The organism is Pseudoalteromonas sp. R3 (assembly GCF_004014715.1).
Lineage (GTDB): Bacteria > Pseudomonadota > Gammaproteobacteria > Enterobacterales > Alteromonadaceae > Pseudoalteromonas.
Genome location: NZ_CP034835.1, coordinates 4,261,349 through 4,278,883, shown reverse-complemented (window position 1 = coordinate 4,278,883; position 17,535 = coordinate 4,261,349). Strand labels below are relative to the sequence as shown.

At 47.2% G+C, this 17,535-nt stretch carries 14 protein-coding genes, 7 tRNA genes and 3 pseudogenes; 19 read left to right on the top strand and 5 right to left on the bottom strand.

Annotation, left to right across the window (positions count from 1 at the left end):
• Positions 1 to 118 precede the first annotated feature (118 nt).
• From ELR70_RS23875 to ELR70_RS23840, 8 genes and pseudogenes are all read left to right on the top strand, one after another.
• Positions 119 to 194 (top strand) — tRNA-Thr (locus ELR70_RS23875).
• Between the two features lie 41 nt (positions 195 to 235).
• Positions 236 to 320: transfer RNA gene (locus ELR70_RS23870), tRNA-Tyr, on the top strand.
• A 44-nt stretch (positions 321 to 364) separates the two neighbouring features.
• Positions 365 to 439: transfer RNA gene (locus tag ELR70_RS23865), tRNA-Gly, on the top strand.
• Between the two features lie 12 nt (positions 440 to 451).
• A tRNA-Thr gene (locus ELR70_RS23860) sits at positions 452 to 527 on the top strand.
• 142 nt (positions 528 to 669) lie between these two features.
• Complete coding sequence (tuf, locus tag ELR70_RS23855; RefSeq protein WP_054017727.1) at positions 670 to 1,854, top strand: elongation factor Tu; 1,185 nt, start codon at positions 670 to 672, stop codon at positions 1,852 to 1,854.
• A gap of 840 nt (positions 1,855 to 2,694) precedes the next feature.
• Positions 2,695 to 3,054, top strand: a complete 360-nt coding sequence (locus ELR70_RS23850) for a hypothetical protein (protein ID WP_054017726.1) — start codon at positions 2,695 to 2,697, stop codon at positions 3,052 to 3,054.
• Positions 3,055 to 3,068: 14 nt separating this feature from the next.
• Positions 3,069 to 4,850 carry a DUF4105 domain-containing protein gene (locus tag ELR70_RS23845; RefSeq protein ID WP_054017725.1) on the top strand — a complete coding sequence of 594 codons (1,782 nt, stop codon included), beginning with the start codon at positions 3,069 to 3,071 and terminating at the stop codon, positions 4,848 to 4,850.
• An 82-nt stretch (positions 4,851 to 4,932) separates the two neighbouring features.
• A pseudogene (locus ELR70_RS23840) lies at positions 4,933 to 5,735 on the top strand (VOC family protein).
• Positions 5,736 to 5,770: 35 nt separating this feature from the next.
• On the opposite strand, the gene ELR70_RS23835 reads toward ELR70_RS23840, so the two are convergent.
• Positions 5,771 to 6,496 carry a transporter substrate-binding domain-containing protein gene (locus ELR70_RS23835; RefSeq protein ID WP_128064742.1) on the bottom strand — a complete coding sequence of 242 codons (726 nt, stop codon included), beginning with the start codon at positions 6,494 to 6,496 and terminating at the stop codon, positions 5,771 to 5,773.
• A gap of 125 nt (positions 6,497 to 6,621) precedes the next feature.
• Between ELR70_RS23835 and ELR70_RS23830 the strand changes: the two genes are divergently transcribed.
• From ELR70_RS23830 to ELR70_RS23820, 3 genes are all read left to right on the top strand, one after another.
• Entirely contained in the window at positions 6,622 to 7,287 is a 666-nt protein-coding gene (locus ELR70_RS23830; protein ID WP_054017722.1) for an SDR family oxidoreductase, read from the top strand.
• A gap of 69 nt (positions 7,288 to 7,356) precedes the next feature.
• Complete coding sequence (locus tag ELR70_RS23825) at positions 7,357 to 7,737, top strand: hypothetical protein (protein WP_054017721.1); 381 nt, start codon at positions 7,357 to 7,359, stop codon at positions 7,735 to 7,737.
• Complete coding sequence (locus ELR70_RS23820) at positions 7,737 to 10,073, top strand: fatty acid cis/trans isomerase (RefSeq protein WP_054017720.1); 2,337 nt, start codon at positions 7,737 to 7,739, stop codon at positions 10,071 to 10,073. The genes ELR70_RS23825 and ELR70_RS23820 overlap by 1 nt, the downstream gene beginning before the upstream one ends.
• Before the next feature lie 33 nt (positions 10,074 to 10,106).
• On the opposite strand, the gene ELR70_RS23815 is transcribed toward ELR70_RS23820, so the two are convergent.
• Complete coding sequence (locus ELR70_RS23815; RefSeq protein ID WP_054017719.1) at positions 10,107 to 10,748, bottom strand: peroxiredoxin-like family protein; 642 nt, start codon at positions 10,746 to 10,748, stop codon at positions 10,107 to 10,109.
• A 131-nt stretch (positions 10,749 to 10,879) separates the two neighbouring features.
• On the opposite strand from ELR70_RS23815, the gene ELR70_RS23810 reads away from it, so the two are divergent.
• Positions 10,880 to 11,500, top strand: a complete 621-nt coding sequence (locus ELR70_RS23810) for a dUTP diphosphatase (RefSeq protein ID WP_054017718.1) — start codon at positions 10,880 to 10,882, stop codon at positions 11,498 to 11,500.
• Here ELR70_RS23810 and yrfG read toward each other — a convergent pair whose 3' ends face one another.
• The gene (yrfG, locus tag ELR70_RS23805) at positions 11,501 to 12,157 is read right to left on the bottom strand and encodes a GMP/IMP nucleotidase (RefSeq protein WP_054017717.1); all 657 of its coding nucleotides are present in this window, start codon (positions 12,155 to 12,157) and stop codon (positions 11,501 to 11,503) included.
• Between the two features lie 61 nt (positions 12,158 to 12,218).
• Between yrfG and nudE the strand changes: the two genes are divergently transcribed.
• The 7 genes and pseudogenes from nudE to ELR70_RS23770 all read left to right on the top strand — a co-directional run bounded on the left by nudE (position 12,219) and on the right by ELR70_RS23770 (position 15,391).
• Positions 12,219 to 12,782, top strand: a complete 564-nt coding sequence (gene nudE / locus ELR70_RS23800) for an ADP compounds hydrolase NudE (RefSeq protein ID WP_054017716.1) — start codon at positions 12,219 to 12,221, stop codon at positions 12,780 to 12,782.
• Positions 12,782 to 13,195: pseudogene (locus tag ELR70_RS23795) on the top strand (inositol monophosphatase family protein); the annotation flags it as partial. The gene nudE and the pseudogene ELR70_RS23795, both read left to right, overlap by 1 nt.
• A gap of 67 nt (positions 13,196 to 13,262) precedes the next feature.
• Complete coding sequence (locus tag ELR70_RS23790) at positions 13,263 to 14,246, top strand: IS30 family transposase (RefSeq protein WP_054016738.1); 984 nt, start codon at positions 13,263 to 13,265, stop codon at positions 14,244 to 14,246.
• 15 nt (positions 14,247 to 14,261) lie between these two features.
• Positions 14,262 to 14,633: pseudogene (locus tag ELR70_RS23785) on the top strand (inositol monophosphatase family protein); the annotation flags it as partial.
• A 227-nt stretch (positions 14,634 to 14,860) separates the two neighbouring features.
• Positions 14,861 to 14,937, top strand: a tRNA-Met gene (locus ELR70_RS23780).
• Positions 14,938 to 15,022: 85 nt separating this feature from the next.
• Positions 15,023 to 15,099 (top strand) — tRNA-Met (locus ELR70_RS23775).
• 215 nt (positions 15,100 to 15,314) lie between these two features.
• Positions 15,315 to 15,391, top strand: a tRNA-Met gene (locus ELR70_RS23770).
• A gap of 461 nt (positions 15,392 to 15,852) precedes the next feature.
• Here ELR70_RS23770 and ELR70_RS25785 read toward each other — a convergent pair.
• Positions 15,853 to 15,981, bottom strand: a complete 129-nt coding sequence (locus ELR70_RS25785; RefSeq protein ID WP_268795184.1) for a hypothetical protein — start codon at positions 15,979 to 15,981, stop codon at positions 15,853 to 15,855.
• A gap of 294 nt (positions 15,982 to 16,275) precedes the next feature.
• Positions 16,276 to 17,460, bottom strand: coding sequence for a dipeptidase (locus ELR70_RS23765; protein ID WP_054017643.1), 1,185 nt, complete (start codon positions 17,458 to 17,460; stop codon positions 16,276 to 16,278).
• Between the last annotated feature and the right edge of the window lie 75 nt (positions 17,461 to 17,535).

The following is a 17,535-nucleotide window of genomic DNA, read 5'->3' as shown; positions in this document are numbered from 1 at the left end:
GCAATACAGGTTTTTGCTGTAAATGTGACCATTTAAACAATTATCTGTGATTTTTTTTGATTTGGGTGTTGCATAGTCCCGGTCATTCCTCTAATATCTCGCCCCGTACTAAAGCAGTGCCGACTTAGCTCAGTTGGTAGAGCAACTGACTTGTAATCAGTAGGTCATCCGTTCGACTCGGATAGTCGGCACCAGTTTTTAAACAGCAACGCTTTAGACAAGAATTTTTTGACGTGGAGGGGTTCCCGAGCGGCCAAAGGGATCAGACTGTAAATCTGACGGCACTGCCTTCGCTGGTTCGAATCCAGCCCCCTCCACCACTTTATTCTTGACGGTTAGAGGTAGTTAAGAACAGGTTCCTAAAGCGGGCATCGTATAATGGCTATTACCTCAGCCTTCCAAGCTGATGATGCGGGTTCGATTCCCGCTGCCCGCTCCAGTTTTCTGGTGTGCTGATATAGCTCAGTTGGTAGAGCGCACCCTTGGTAAGGGTGAGGTCGGCAGTTCAAATCTGCCTATCAGCACCAGTCTTCGGATCTTCCTAAATACTTCCTTTGATTTGTCATAAAAACATTTATAATTGTACTTAATAATTTTAGTCTGCCGCCGTTGTGGCGTGTGGATTATTTTTATATGTAATCTAGATACACAAAACTTATAGGTTCCGTCATGGCAAAAGAAAAGTTTGAACGTTCGAAACCGCACGTTAACGTTGGTACTATCGGCCACGTTGACCACGGTAAAACTACCCTAACTGCAGCAATCACTAACGTACTTGCAAAAGTATACGGTGGTGAAGCGAAAGACTTCGCATCAATCGATAACGCTCCAGAAGAGCGTGAGCGTGGTATCACAATCTCAACTTCACACGTTGAGTATGACACTCCAACTCGCCACTACGCGCACGTTGACTGTCCTGGACACGCTGACTACGTTAAAAACATGATCACTGGTGCTGCTCAGATGGACGGCGCGATCCTGGTAGTTGCTGCAACTGACGGTCCTATGCCTCAAACACGTGAGCACATCCTACTTTCTCGTCAGGTTGGTGTACCTTACATCATCGTATTCATGAACAAATGTGACATGGTTGACGACGAAGAGCTACTAGAGCTAGTAGAGATGGAAGTTCGTGAACTTCTTTCTGAGTACGACTTCCCAGGTGATGACCTGCCTCTAATCCAGGGTTCTGCTCTTAAAGCGCTTGAAGGCGAGAAAGAGTGGGAAGACAAGATCGTTGAGCTTGCAGAAGCACTAGATTCTTACATCCCAGAGCCAGAGCGTGACATCGATAAGCCGTTCATCATGCCTATCGAAGACGTATTCTCAATCCAGGGTCGTGGTACAGTTGTAACTGGCCGTGTTGAAGCTGGTATCATCAACGTGAACGACGAAGTTGAAATCGTAGGTATCAAAGAAACTACGAAGACAACTTGTACAGGTGTTGAAATGTTCCGTAAGCTGCTTGACGAAGGTCGTGCAGGTGAGAACATCGGTGCCCTTCTACGTGGTACTAAGCGTGATGAAGTTGAGCGTGGTCAAGTTCTTGCTAAGCCTGGTTCAATCACTCCGCACACTAAGTTCACTTCAGAAGTATACGTACTGTCTAAAGATGAAGGTGGTCGTCACACTCCATTCTTCAAAGGCTACCGTCCACAGTTCTACTTCCGTACAACTGACGTAACTGGTAACGTTGAGCTGCCAGAAGGCGTTGAAATGGTAATGCCTGGTGACAACATCAAGATGACTGTTGAGCTGATCTGCCCAATCGCGATGGACGAAGGTCTACGTTTCGCGATCCGTGAAGGTGGCCGTACAGTTGGTGCTGGTGTTGTAGCTACAATCGTAGAATAATCTACAGATTGCAGTAACACTGTGAAAAAGGTCGCTCAGGCGGCCTTTTTTAATGCCTGAAATATGGCGATGGAAAATGCGGTGTGGAAGTACATCCATGTAGCGACGCCCATCGCGCATCCGTGCGCTCACCTCCTCGTGCTGCGAAGCGGTGCTTCGTTCACTCGTCGCCCTTGCGCAAAGGAAATGTCAGTGCAAGCACTGTGTCATTACCCTTTGCACGATAGGTGGCTCTCTCTACAAGGTAATGTTGGTGCTTGTAGCTACAATCGTAGAATAATTTCTAGATTGCAGTAACACTGTGAAAAAGGTCGCTCAGGCGGCCTTTTTTAATGCCTGAAATATGAGAATGGATAATTTAGTGTGGAAATACATCCATGTAGCCACGCCCATCGGGCATCCTTACGCTCTTCGAGCCAGCGTAGCTGTTCAAAAGTATTCTGGGTATTTTTGTCGTTCATTCGTCGCCCTTGCGCGAAGTAAATGCCAGTGCAAGCACTGTGTTATTATATAGTTAATGGTGGTAGATAATTACACTGCAAGTAATGGAGAAGAGAGTAGATAAATACTAATAATCAGTTAGGTGTTATTCATGTATAGCCGCAAAGTTATTCGAATAATGTTGTTGATTCTAATTTTTTGAGTATTTTTATTCTCAGCGATTACAAGTAAATTGAGCGTGTAACGGATATGAACATAAAATATATTCGCACCGATTTGCTTTGATTGATAGCTGTTCAAAAATTTAGTTTTCCTGAATGTATAGTGAACATTTTGATTGACAGTTTTGTGCCTATGTATATAATTTGGGAGGTTTTTTTAATATAAAGATAAATGGAAATGAAATACTCAATTATCCCTGCTGCTGCACTAGTTATGTTGTCTGGCTGTGCAAGTATTATGACTTCTGATGTACAAACTATTCAGGTAACTACCAACACTGGTAAAGTTGTTGAAGTGAGTGCTGATGGCAATCAATCTAGTACACCTGGTAGCATTCAGGTACTGAGAGACGGTCAGGACAAAGTGATCAGAACAACCGCAGCGGGCTGTGCAGCGGAAACACCAGTTAAGAAAGAAGTAACCCCTGTCTTTTTCGGTAATGTCATTATTGGTGGTCTGTTTGGCTCAACCACCGATGCATCTACTGGTAAAATGTGGGACTATGCGGATAGCGTAGAAATCCAGTGTGATAACTAAGCTGTAGCATAAGTATGAAACAAATAATAAGCTGTTTTATAACAGCTTTTTTTTTATTCTCTGCCCCGGCTGTTGCGAATACCACGGAGGCACTGGAGCATCTTGCCAATTCAAAACAGTGGCATCTGCTACTACATCTTGACAGTAATGGTGTGCCTCAGATAACAGACCCACATTTCATCCTATCCTCTCAATCTGACCACTTTTCAGCAAAAGCAGAATTAAATAAAACGTTGCTACTGATGGATGAGGACATCAATAGGGCCTACTGTCTGTTTCCTGCACGTGTGACTTTGATATCGCAAACCACCGGACGTATGCTCCCTGCTGATGCATTACAACATTGCCCAGAGTTAAAGCAATTTCTGGATTATGTTCCTTTCGACTCATTGACCCTGGTCTTTGCTTCAGAAGTCGTGACGTCTGCATCTAGTATGATGGGGCATATTTTTTTCAAAGCTGAGGGTAAAAACTACAAAGGAACGGATGTTGCTCACTCTTTGGCTTATTTCACAGAAATTACCACGTTCAATCCATTTAAACTGCTGGTTGAGAGTACTTATACTGGTATGCCCGGTTTCTTCTCAGTGCGCCCTTTTGCAAAAGATTTGATTAAGTACCGCGATATTGAACAGCGCAGTTTGTGGCAGTATAAACTTAAAGCAGAAGCTGAAAAACTATCTCTACTCCAATTGCATTTGTGGGAGCTTAAGGGCAAAGAGCTAGTGTATTATTTCCAGTCGTACAATTGCGCCACCATGACACTTGAACTGCTGGCACTGCTGAACAATGATATCCTTGCTGAAAAAGGCGGCATTGTGTCACCGCTCGATGTCGTCAAAGCGGCTAAAAAGCACCAACAAGTGGATACAATTAATGTCGATGCATCCGACTTATGGCTTGTGCATGCCATTTCCGATGAGTTACCTGCTCCTAACCTTGCCAGGTTGGATAGGTTGCTGGAAAAAAATCCAGCGGGAATGGCCCAAATGCCACTCTCCCCCCTTGAAAAAGAGTATCTGACGAAGTCGTTTAAGTACATTTCTGGACCTGAACTTACAGGGACTGCTTATGAACAGCTTCTTGAAGAAGTCGAACAACACCGGCTGAATCTCATGCATCATAAGATGCCGACTAAAGCGCCTCAAGATTCATCTTTCGATCTGCGTTATGCCAGACAAAGAAACGGTCATGATGTAGTGAAATTAGGTTGGTTGCCGGCAGGCCACTTTTTACAGAGTGATACCCGTCAGTACTTGTCTGAATCCGAGTTGCAAATGGGTTATACCGTACTGGCTTATGATGTTGATGCGCAAAGCTTTAGTCTGGACGAGTTAACGTTGTACAAAGCGCGTTCGCTGGCAGCCTCTTTGCCGGCCTTTTCACAATTATCATCGGAAGTTTACTTTGGTTATCGGCCGCATAAAACACACCAGCTAGAAGAAGAGTCGTTGCTTGAACTCTCAGGTCTTGCCGGCAAATCGTATCGGTTACATCGGGATGTATTGGGTTACTGGATGTTGGGTGGTGGTTTAACATCGGATGTGCGCCATACACGAGGTTATATCAAAGCCACAGCAGGATTGACTGCTGATGTATTGATTGACAGTAAGTTTACGATGGAGCTCGGTACAACCAGTGGTGCCGTTTCCCGGGCAAGTCGCAGTAACTATCTAAATACTTCCTTTAGCTGGTTTAAGACACAGGACAGCATGATCAACTTGTCTTATAAGCTAGAGCGCAGTAATGCGTTCGAAAACCATGAGGTGGGTATTCAGTTCGTTCAGCACTACTAATCGTGAGATGACTTTATTGTTGCTCTATTGTGTATCCAGTGCTTCACTTAACCGGTGACTAGTTTTTTTAATGGATATACCTATGGCATTAATTTCCCATAACAGGATTGGCGTCTTCTGCTGGGCTGAATTGTGTTCGAGCAACTGGCAGGAGGCAAAAGCTTTTTATACACAGCTGTTCGACTGGGGCTTTGATGACCAGCCAATTGGTGAAGGCGCGTATTACACCATGCTGCAAAAGCACGATGATGATATTGCTGCTATGTATCAGATGATGCCGCAACAAAAAGAAGCGGGTGCGCAAAGTCAGTGGCTTAGTTATATTGCGGTGGACAACGTGGATGAAATGGCTGAACGAGCCGTTGCACTTGGTGCAGAGATCATTGCGGGTCCCCATGATGTGCCTTCTGCTGGCAGGATGGTGATGCTGCAGGAGCCTGCCGAAGGGGCGCACTTCGCGCTTTGGCAAGCCATGGAGCATATTGGTTGTAAACGTGAACTGGAAGCCAATGTGCCCTATTGGCATGAGTTAGCAACACGTAATTGTCAAAAAAGCAGGGCGTTTTACAGCGCATTGTTAGGGTGGCAGGCGCAAGATAAACCTATGGAAGGGATGGACTATGTGTTGTTTAGCGCGCGCGATACGGTGGTTGCAGGCATGTTGCAGATGACCGAGGAATGGGGAGAAGAAATCCCTGCGCACTGGATGACCTACTTTGCTGTGCTGGACTGCGACGCCATGGCTGAGAAGGCCCGAGCGCTGGGTGGGCAAGTGTGTGTACCACCAACAGATATCCCCAGGTTGGCCGCTTTGCAGTGATCACGGATCCTCAGGGAGCGGTTTTTTCTATTATTCAGTCTGTTATGCATGATATTGAGCCCTAACTAGCAGTGGCCCGAGCACCTCTGGTATTCGGGCATTAGTCCAGTGAGATAAGTTGCCCCTGGCAGTGAGCAAAGGCATTTTGCAGTCGCGAGACGTAGCGTTTGAGCTGTCCGCTTTTTCTGATGGCTGTAATATGAGCACTGAGTTTTGCTACCAAAGCATGGTGTTTTTTGTGAACGTAGTGGTACACAGTAAAGGTACTCTTATCGGCGACTTTACTATACAGAGTCGACAAGCCAGACTCACACAATGAACCCAGGGCATACTTATTGGTAACCAGGATGCGATTGACGCGACCACGGCTCAGAGCCTGATAGGCAGAAATATTGTTTTGCACAGGATTGCAGTTGAGCTGGTGTTGCTCGCAATACCATGCGGTAATTAAGTTGCCGGAGATAATCGCCAAGTCGGTTTCAGCAGACAATTCACAGAACTTTGGCGCCGTGCATAGTAGCATGAGTCTGAGTTCACTTAGCGGTGCAGGCACAGCAATTAAATTCGAATAACGCGCACCAACTAATCCAACACGCCCGGCTTCTGCATCCAGTTTTCCATCGTTCACCAGCTGCAAGCCTCGTTCACTGGGCAGAAATTCAAACTCGGGGCGAATACCCACGGGGGCATATATCGCTGTGAACATTGCGGTAATTTGTTGTTGCCCCAGGCTGTATGACAGGGCCTCACTGACATTAATACGATAGGCGCTTGCTTGTGCCAAAGGCAGCCACAGCAGAGTAAGCATGAGCAGGTAGTTTGGCAAGAGTGTACTCCTTTAAATGGCATTCTTTAAAAGTAGCAGAACCTGATATGGCTGAAAGTATCCGTTGTAATCTATAGAATAGTCATCATACCAATGTGTGCAGATACCCAAATGAGGAGGAAGGTATGTCAAAACATGTGGTGATCACTGGGGCTAATCGCGGGATTGGCCTGGAATTATGCCGACACTACTTAGCTGTCGGCGATCGGGTCACGGCGGTAGTACGCCGTAGCTCCGAAGTATTACAGTCTTTAGATGTTACCGTTATTGACGGTATTGATGTTAGCGTGCCGGAAGATATCGAGACTTTATCGGCTGCGCTTGCTGGTCAGAGGATAGATATTCTGATTAATAATGCAGGTATTTTCCGTAATGAATCACTTGCCCAAATGGATTTTGCAGCGCTGGAGCAGCAACTTATGGTCAATGCCGTTGCACCGGTTCGGGTAACGCATGCGTTGCAGGGCAATCTGCTTGAAGGAAGTAAAGTGGCAATGATCACCAGTCGTATGGGCTCTATTGAAGACAATGGTTCGGGGGCTTATATTGGCTACCGTATGTCTAAGGCGGCCTTAAATGCGGCTGGTGTAAGCCTGGCACATGAGCTAAAACCCCGAGGAGTTGCGGTGGCGTTGCTCCACCCCGGGTTTGTGCAAACTGAAATGGTCAACTATGCCGGTGATATCTCGCCTTTGGAAGCGGCGCAACGCCTGGTTAAGCGCATTGATGAGCTGACGCTCGAGACCAGTGGGGGATTCTGGCACTCAAATGGTGATCGCCTGCCCTGGTAAGCGGGACATCTTTGATTAGCAAGTTGTGCTAAACTTGCCGCAGGTATTTGCATAAATGAGCTAACTTTCATGGAACTTCAAGAAAACACCCCACTAAACCTGCCTTTATTTAGACTGGACGATAATCTGGCCGAGCGAGATATGGAGCAACCAGACTTGACATTAGAAGTCATTCTGGATGCTAACCTTTTGGCGAATTTGTGCCAGAACCCAGCGCCTGAGCAAAGTGTCAGTATTCCACTTGAGAGTTATCAGATCAGCAATATTGAGCAACAAGTGGCTGAGGTTTTAAGCCATGGGCATCAAGCGCAGCTGCTACTCAACCATGGTCCGGTGCTGAGTGCCGTATTAAGTTGCGAAAGTCAGGCGATGTTTGTCTCTCCGCCCATGGAAATGATGCCCACGTTCGACCTGGGGCTGGATGATGAAGATGACGAAGAGGGCGCATAATGCGTAGTTCCGGCTGGATATTGGTTGGCATAGTCACCTTATTAAGTGGTTGCGTGGCATTGGGTGTCAACCACTACGACGACCTGTTTGGACCTCAGCAAACACAGCAGCGCATGCAACCCCAATCAGCGCAACAGGGCGCCACTTATCTGAGCGACATAAAACCGATACTGGATACGAGGTGTGTGGTTTGCCATGGTTGCTACGATGCCCCCTGCCAGCTCAAGCTGAGTTCACCTGAGGGTATTGATCGGGGAGTAAGTAAAACTCGTGTATACGATGGCACTCGTCTGCTGGCCGAGTCACCAACCCGTTTGCTGTTTGATGCGCAAACCACGGCCCAGTGGCGCGACAAGGGCTTTACGCCCATTCTTAATGAACGTGTGCAAACAGAGTATGCCAACCTCAACGGCAGTGTGTTGTACAACAGTTTATTGCTCAAACAGACTCAGCCATTTGCCCAGCAAGGGCTATTGCCGGATCACTACGATTTTTCATTGGACAGGGCACAAACCTGCCCGACCATGGACGAGTACCCTGAGTATGCTCAGGAGCAACCCCACGCAGGCATGCCTTATGGCTTGCCTGCGCTGACCAACAGTGAATTTGCCCAGCTTTCAGAGTGGATCAAGCAAGGCTCACCTATGAGTCAGATTGCGCCACCCAGTGACGCAGAGCAGGAGAACGTTGCGAAGTGGGAAAGCTTCTTAAATCAGGATGACAATAAAACCCGTCTTGCTGCCCGTTATATTTACGAACACTGGTATCTGGCACACATCTACTTTAATCGTCTGGATGCGCCTTCGTTTTTTACTCTGGTGCGTTCAAAGACGCCCCCAGGGGAACCCATTGAGCTGATTGCAACGGTCAGGCCATTCGATGACCCTAAAGTCTCACGGGTCTACTACAGGTTGATGCAGGTGCGCAGCTCCATTTTATCTAAAACTCATATGCCACTGGCACTGAATGACGATAAACTAGCCCGCTTACAGGCTCAGTTTATCCATAGTGAATATGAGGTAGCAAAGTTACCAGGTTATGCGCCTAAGCTGGCTGCCAATCCCTTTAAGGTATTTGCGGCAATCCCCGTCAAGTCACGTTATCAGTTTATGCTCGATGAGGCTGAGCTGATCGTTAAAGGCTTCATTAAGGGCCCGGTGTGTCGCGGCCAGATAGCGCTGAACGTGATCAATGACCATTTCTGGGTCGCCTTTGTCGACCCCGAGAAAAATGCCTCGCCGGCCGTAGAGCAGTTATTGACCCGACATGACGACGACCTTATCTTGCCTGCTGCTGAGCAAAGTAATGTGCTGCCTTTATCAAGCTGGGCGAAATATGCCAAGCGTCAGCATGACTATCTTGAAGCTAAAACGGCTTTAGCCAACCAGGTGTTTGCAGATGGCAAGCGACTCAATATGAATCTGATCTGGCAAGGTGATGGGTACAATCAGAATGCAGCCCTGACTATTTTCCGCCATTTTGACAGTGCCACAGTGGTAAAAGGGTTTATCGGTCAGGCACCTAAAACCACCTGGGTGCTGGATTATGCTCTGTTTGAGCGGATCCATTATCTGCTGGTTGCAGGGTTCGATGTATATGGCAACATCGGCCATCAGCTGGTGACCCGGCTATATATGGACTTTTTACGCCTTGAGGGAGAGCAAAATTTTCTTAATTTGTTACCACTAAGTCATCGTCAGCGCATTAAGCAGCACTGGTATCGCAAGTCGCATCTGAGTCTCAGTGAATTTATCAATCGCAAGTCCTTACTGGGCGCTCCGTCTGGGATCCGCTACCAAAGCGACGATCCGCAGGCCGAGCTGTATGACATGTTAAAAGCACACCTGAAACCAGTGTTGAATGAAGCGTATGACTACACGACAGTGCCAACTGCGCTTCAGCCACTCAATGAATTGCCAGTGGAGGCGATCAACCTGTTGCCGCAGGTGTCATTTATTCTGGCTGTCGATGACAAAGGTGTGCATCAGCCCTATACGTTGATCCACCACAATGCGCACTTTAATATTTCGAGCTTGTTGAATGAAGAAGGGCAGCGTGCCTATCAGGAAGATACCGCGACCTTAGTCCCTGGGTTTATCGGTGACTACCCGGAGGCTATCTGGCACCTTCCTAATCAGGCGCATATTGACGCCTTCGTGCAGCAGCTTAGTGATGTGCGCACCGAATCAGATTACCGAACGCTGAAAGCGACCTTCGGGATCCGCAGAACTCATCCGCAGTTTTGGCAATACAGCGATTTACTGCATCGTATTGCCCGCGAAACCCGAGGTGTAGAATACGGGTTGTTTGACTATAACCGACTGGAAAACAGGTAATCAACGGCGGGCCTGGCTCGGGCCCGCTGGATATTATTTTAGATTATTGGCGGCACGGACTGCGGCCAGCAGCACACTTTCTTCCAAACGTACTTTGTAATTGGGGTTGGCGTACTGGAACTGTACCAGGCCTGCCTTATCAATCACAAACACAGCGGGTACAGGCAATGCCACTCTGTTTTTGCCATCCAGATCCACAAACTGAACACCCATGCGGTCACGATAGGCCTTAGCCGTTTTGTCATCCAGGAAATAAGCCAGTCCCAGGGCCTGAGTTAACGCCAGTTGATCGTCAGAGAGCAATCGATAGTTGGGAGAGCTGATATTAGTTTTGCTGAGAGCCTGTGGGCTGTCTGGTGAAACCGCCACTATCTGCGCGCCCAGTTCAACAATCTGTTTTTCAATTTTCTGCAATCCAGCCAGCTGACGTGAGCAGTAGGGGCACCAGCCACCGCGATAAACCACCAATACCGTAGTCTTGTCTTGATACAGTTTTCCTAAATCCACAGCTTTGGCGTTGTTGTCCTGCAGGGTTAAAGTCGGAGCCATTATCCCAGGCAATAAAGGAGCGACCTGCTCTGGGTGCTCACTGATATTCGTCGCTTCAGCGGCAGAGGCTGAGAAAGACAGAAACTGGGTAACGGAAAGCGTTATCGCAACAAGTATAGAGCGCATATAAAACCTCAAAAATATGTTTATGACCTCTAATAGAACGGCACAGCACGAAAAAGCTTTCATCATGGTATTTGCGCCACTGTGTGGGTATCATAGCGCTTTGACTGAATAGTGAGAGTGAGAGCGCAAATATGTCTGCAAATAGTGCGAAGCTGGTTGTAATGCTGGAAATGCAAAACGCTATGAATACCAAAGTGCATGAGCAATGGTTCAGCCAGGGGTTTGAATGGTACCGCGCCATCTGGGTTGAGTGTGCAGAAATGCTGGATCACTACGGCTGGAAATGGTGGAAAAAACAGACGCCGGATACCGAGCAAGTGATCCTGGAGCTGGTTGATATCTTTCACTTTGGCTTATCTTTGCGCATTGATGGCGAGACATCCTATGAGGCATTGGCGTCACAGCTGGATAACGAACTCGCGCAACCTTTGTATGCCGAAGACTTTAAGGCGACGCTGGAAGTGCTCGCTGCCTCGGCAGTGGCCGATAAAACTTTCAATGCGGCAGCCTTTGCTGGTTGTATGCAGCAAATTGGCATGACTGTAGATGATCTATATCGTGGTTACGTGGGTAAAAATACCTTGAACTTCTTCCGTCAGGATCATGGTTATAAAGATGGCAGCTATATCAAACAATGGCACGGCAAAGAAGACAATGAGCACCTGGTCGAAGTGGTGAAAAGCCTGGATACTGAACATCCAGACTTTGCAAAGCTTGTTTATCAGGGCTTGCAAGCACGCTACCCTGGTTGATCAGCTGATAGGCAGTAACGTGCGGTAGTCGCAAATGGCTGGATAATCAGTGATCTCTTTATTAGGTTGCTGACTATCCGGATTCGCGATGGCCAGCAGGTGTCCAATGCCATACTCTTTTGCGGCAGCTAATACCGCCAGGCTGTCATCGACAAATAAGGTACGACTTTTATCAAACCCCAGATCCGCCTGAACCTGTTGCCATAGTTGCTGGCTTTCCTTGCTGACACCGTAGCTATGCGTCGAAACGAGCTTATCCAGATACTGATCAAACTGCGTTCGTTCGATTTTTAGGCTCAAACTGTCGGGATGTGCATTGGTTAATAAAATCAGCTCCTTTCCCGCATCTTTCATCGCTTGCAAAAATTCAGGCACGTCTTCGCGGATAGAAATCAAATGTTGGATCTCGCGTTTAAGCTCCATGATCGGTAACTGCAGCTGTTGCTGCCAGTAATCCAGGCAATACCATTCAATTTGCCCCATAACGGCTTCGTAGCGCGCAAGGATATCGGCACGGGCTTGTTCCAGTGTCAGGCCTTGTTTGACTGCATGGGCTTTAGGGATCACGTCGAGCCAAAAGTGATTATCAAAATGCAGGTCGAGCAAGGTGCCGTCCATATCCAGCAACACAGTATCGATCTTTGACCAATTTAGCATAGGCATTTACCTGTAAAGGCTTTATGATGAAGTTAATCGCCATGATAGCAAAATAATCTCTATGTCACAGAAAAAGCACCCAATTCCCCCTGAGATATTAGCCTCTGAGGTTGTCGCAAAAAGTAAGCTCTTTACAGTTGAATCCCTGTCGCTGTCATTTTCCAATGGTGAGCGCCGTGAGTATGAGCGTGTTCGTGGCGGCGGCCGTGGGGCTGTGATGATAGTGCCCATATCGGCTGAAAATGAGCTACTATTAGTAAGAGAATATTGCGCGGGGACGCATGATTATCAGCTAGGTTTTCCAAAAGGGCTGATTGATCCGGGTGAGACCCCGATTGAAGCGGGAAACCGTGAGTTAAAAGAAGAAGTTGGCTTTGGCGCTCGGCAGTTTTGTGATTTAAAAACCTTATCACTTGCACCCAGCTATTTTAACGCCAGAATGCACATTTTGGTGGCGCAGGATTTATATCCGGAGCAACTGGCCGGTGATGAACCTGAACCGCTGGTGGTAGTGAAATGGCCCCTGGCACAGTGGCAAGCGTTACTGAGTCAGCCCGACTTTACCGAAGCCCGTAGTGTCGCCGCGCTGTTATTACTACAACAGTACCTGACAACGGAGGCTTAATGCAGTCATATTTAGAGCCCTGTATCACCCTGGCTGAACAGGCCGGGCAGGCGATTATGGCCATCTATCAGCAAGACGACATAGGTGCACGGGAAAAGTCTGATCATACACCGGTGACCGCCGCGGATCTGGCTGCCAATGAAGTGCTGACTGCGGGGCTGCAAGCGCTGGCCCCGGATGTGCCGATTATGTCCGAAGAAACCCCCATTCCACCGCTTGAAAGCCGTCAACACTGGCAGCGTTATTGGCTGCTGGACCCGATGGATGGCACTGGGGAGTTCATTCTGGAAAGTGGCGACTTTGCGGTAAATATTGCCCTGGTTGAAAACAACCAGCCAGTACTTGGTGTGATCCACTGGCCGGCGAAGGGCGTGACCTATTTTGCTACCCATAGGGGAGGGGCATTCAAGCGCACGGAAGGCTATGTTCTAAATTGAAGTGCACCACTATAGTTCAAGTTAGCTATTTTGGAGGTGCAAAATGGGTCAAAAATACTGTCATTTGAGTCATCAAGAGCGGAAGCTTATTTTTAATTGGTCTCACTATCAGGATAAAACGATACGTGAAATTGCACGTTTACTAAATCGCTCTCATTCCACTATTAGTAGAGAGCTCAAAAGGAATATCTATGACTATTACGTGCCAACATACTATCCAAATCCAGCTCATGATATGTACAAGGCCAGGATGAGTAAGCGTGCTCAACGTGAAAAGCTGAAGACTTCTGAGACACGGCTGTATGTGTTAGATAAGCTCAGGAAAGGCTGGTCCCCTCAGATTATATCAGGACGTCTCAAGCTTACTAATGAAGCTCCCTATGTGTGCCATGAATCAATCTATCAGTTCGTTTACAGTTCGCCTCCTGAACTCATAGCGTGCTTGGCTAGAAAACACAAAAAGCGCAGAAAAAAGTATCCATCACGTCGATATAGCAAAAAATGCTCAATGAAAACAAGCATCCTGGAACGGCCCACATTTATAAATGAGCGCTCCCAATTAGGCCACTGGGAGAGCGATTCCGTAGTATCTAAGCACAAGAAATCGGCACTGAATGTCATCATAGAAAGAGCAACACGGCTAGTGCATATAACCAAGCTAAGCTCCAAGAGTGCATTAGTAACAAGCAATGCAATAATAAAACGCCTAAGTTCACACCCCGCAGGATTTGTTCAATCGATTACTTATGATAATGGGTCTGAAAATGCTCAGCACATAAAGGTAAACGGGACATTGCAGTGTGATTCTTACTTTTGCCAGCCCTACCATAGTTGGGAAAAAGGAGCTGTTGAGCAGATAAATAGCCTAATTCGAAGGTATCTGCCCAAAGGTACTGATTTCTCAACTGTAACCAACAAACAGATTCAAGAAATAGAGCATAATTTAAACTCAAGGCCCAGGAGGTGCCTTGATTACAAAACTCCATTTGAAATCTATAATGAAAAAGTTGGTGCACTTCCAAGTTGAACCTGCCAAGGGCGTGATGAAGCTATCTCGGTAGCACCTAAGGGGACACTTACTCTGGCTGTCAGTCGCAGACAAAAAATTGAAGCGGTGAGCCAGTATCTCAATAGCCATTTTGATACTGTGGCCCTGGGCTCCTGTTCACTCAAGGCGTGCATTGTGGCGGAAGGAAAGGCTGATTGCTTTTTGCGTGTCGGACCAACCGGGGAGTGGGATACTGGGGCATCTCAGGTCATTGTTGAAGAAGCGGGGGGCTGCATTACCGATGCTGAATTTAATCCGTTGACCTACAATCAAAGAGAAAGCACAGAAAATCCCGACTTTATTGTGATGGGTCACCCAGACTGGCAATTTCAGAAGCTGATTAACCCACACCAGAGAGAACAGTAGCCTGACCGTCAATTTGGTCGCTGAGATAATAAATGTCATATAAGGGCGTTAAAATAACATGGTTTGACTGCTTTTTGAGCGGTTGACGCCCTTTTCTTGATTAATACCTTGCATTATTAAATCAATTCTATATTATAGCGACCTCTTAAAGAGTTAGGGCAAATTAAGCCTCATTAAATGCTTTTTAGGTACTTCGCTCAACAGAAGTAAAATGTTGAATATACAGGCGCGGGATGGAGCAGCCTGGTAGCTCGTCGGGCTCATAACCCGAAGGTCGTCGGTTCAAATCCGGCTCCCGCAACCACTTTCTGAGTGGTAACGCCGAAGGTCGTCGGTTCAAATCTGACTACCAACTTCTTTCAGTAGAAGTAAAACACTGAAAATACAGGCGCGGGATGGAGCAGCCTGGTAGCTCGTCGGGCTCATAACCCGAAGGTCGTCGGTTCAAATCCGGCTCCCGCAACCACTTTCTGAGTGGTAACGCCGAAGGTCGTCGGTTCGCTCTTCATAAATTAAGGGCTTCCGCAACCACTTTCAGAGTGGTAACGCCGAAGGTCGTCGGTTCGCTCTTCATAAATCAAGGGCTTCCGCAACCACTTTCCGAGTGGTAACGTCGAAGGTCGTCGGTTCAAATCTGACTACCAACTTCTTTCAGTAGAAGTAAAACACTGAAAATACAGGCGCGGGATGGAGCAGCCTGGTAGCTCGTCGGGCTCATAACCCGAAGGTCGTCGGTTCAAATCCGGCTCCCGCAACCACTTCCTTATGTGGTAACGCCGAAGGTCGTCGGTTCGCTCTTCATAAATTAAGGGCTCCCGCAACCACTTCCTTATGTGGTAACGCCGAAGGTCGTCGGTTCGCTCTTCATAAATTAAGGGCTCCCGCAACCACTTTCTGAGTGGTAACGCCGAAGGTCATCGGTTCACTCTCCATAAATAAAGGGCTTCCGAAACTCACTTCCTTATGTGGTAACGTCGAATATCGTCGTTTTACTCTTCACGAATCAGTTTTCAAAGACCTGTCTTCATTAATCCAGCTTTGTAACATTCAGCATAATTTTATGTCTAATCTGTGGTGGGTTGGGCAGTTAATGTCTTTCCATGCCCTCGGCTTGGTATAAGTTCGGTGTGGTGAGTATTTAAATGCGTGTGTTTACACACACGCGTCAGGACCTGTGACCTGCATTAACACAGACAGCTGTAATCTGTTCTGTTGCAGCTCATAAGATCCGAGTGGTTACATCCACCAGATGGACAGTCCACAGTATCACGGCAAGTACCTCCAGGGTATAGCGTTCTGCAGGTAAGCGTGTTGTTATAATCGCCGCCAGCCACATTCGGTGTTGCATTACGATTAAGATCCTGAGATGCGTTCAGTTTTTTCAAGCTTTTCTTGTGTAGTGATAGTTTCATTTTCATTTCCCTAAACAACTAAATTATTATTTGATTTTCATTGGCTAGAGTTAATAAATTCCTTTCTAGCGAGTTGAAGTTAGCACTTTAATTGCACAGTTGTAAACAGCTGTTTTGTGGTTGTTGTTATTTTGTATAAAATTGAGGGCGCGTATCGTAGAGTCTGAACTGAGAGAGTTTAATTCGGGAAGCTGCCGGGCAGCCTCCGAAATAGGAAAGTAGAGACAGTATTAAAACTGTTTGGCGTATTCTTCAGCCTGACGCCAGACACGCAGGGTGTTACCGCCCAGGATTTTCTTGATCTGTCCTTCGGTGTAGTTACGATCTAGCAGCCCCTGAACCAGGTTCGGATATGTCGAAACGTCTTTTAGTCCGATAGGTAATGAATCACCAACACCGTCATAGTCCGAGCCAATGCCTACATGGTCGATACCGATCAGCTTAACCACATGGTCAATGTGATCCAATACTTGCTCTAGGGTGGCGAAAGGAAACGGGTTTTTCGCCCGATAAGCCGCTCTGAAATCGGTTTTACTCTTGCCCTGACTGGTGGCCTGTGCTTCTGCCTCATTACGTTGGTCGTACCAAGCGCGTGAGCTGTTGGTCACAAAGCTGGAACCAAAATTGATCTGAATAACACCACCGTTCTTTTTCAGCGCTTTCAGCATTTTGTCATCCATATTACGTTCAAAACCAGGGGTGTATTTACGCAATGAAGAGTGCGAGGCGATCACGGGCACTTTAGACAACTCCATCACCTGATAGAAAGCAGCATCTGAAATATGTGACACATCGATTAGCATGCCAATCTTGTTCATTTCCACTACCAGCTCTTTGCCAAATGGGCTCAGGCCTTTCCATTTACGACGAATGTCATAAGACGAGTCAGAAATATGGTTACTTTGCGAGTGGGCCAGGGTGATATAGCGCACACCCCGGTCGAAGAAATGCTTCAGGTTTGCCATGTCACCTTCAATCGGTGAGCCGTTCTCCATGCCCATCGCGACAGAGATCTTCTTTTCGCGGAAATGGCGATAGATGTCCTTGGTGTTGTAGGCCATCGCGAATTTATCCGGCGCACGTTGTGCCAACGCTTCCATCCCGTCGATCAGCTGGTTTGCCAGCTGGTAACTCTTGCCTTTACCTTCAAACTCAAGATTAGCGGGGATATAAATCGACATAAACGGCGCATTCAGGCCGCCTTGCACAGCGCGAGGGTAGTCGAAGTCGCCGCTTTTGGTAGCTTTAGTTACATCTTCCCAGTGCTCCAGAATACGATAGGGCACGTCGATGTGAGTATCGATCAGAATATTTTGCTTAGCGATGTGTTTGGCGCGTTCAGACGCCTGAATATCGTTAGCATAAGCGTTCGACAGGCTTAAAGCCAGTGCGCAGAGTGTAGCGGGTAACTTCATGGATTGACCTTATTATTCTTTGTAGTGTGTGTCGATTGTAGCAAGTTGGCGCTTATCTACAATTCATTCTGTCGG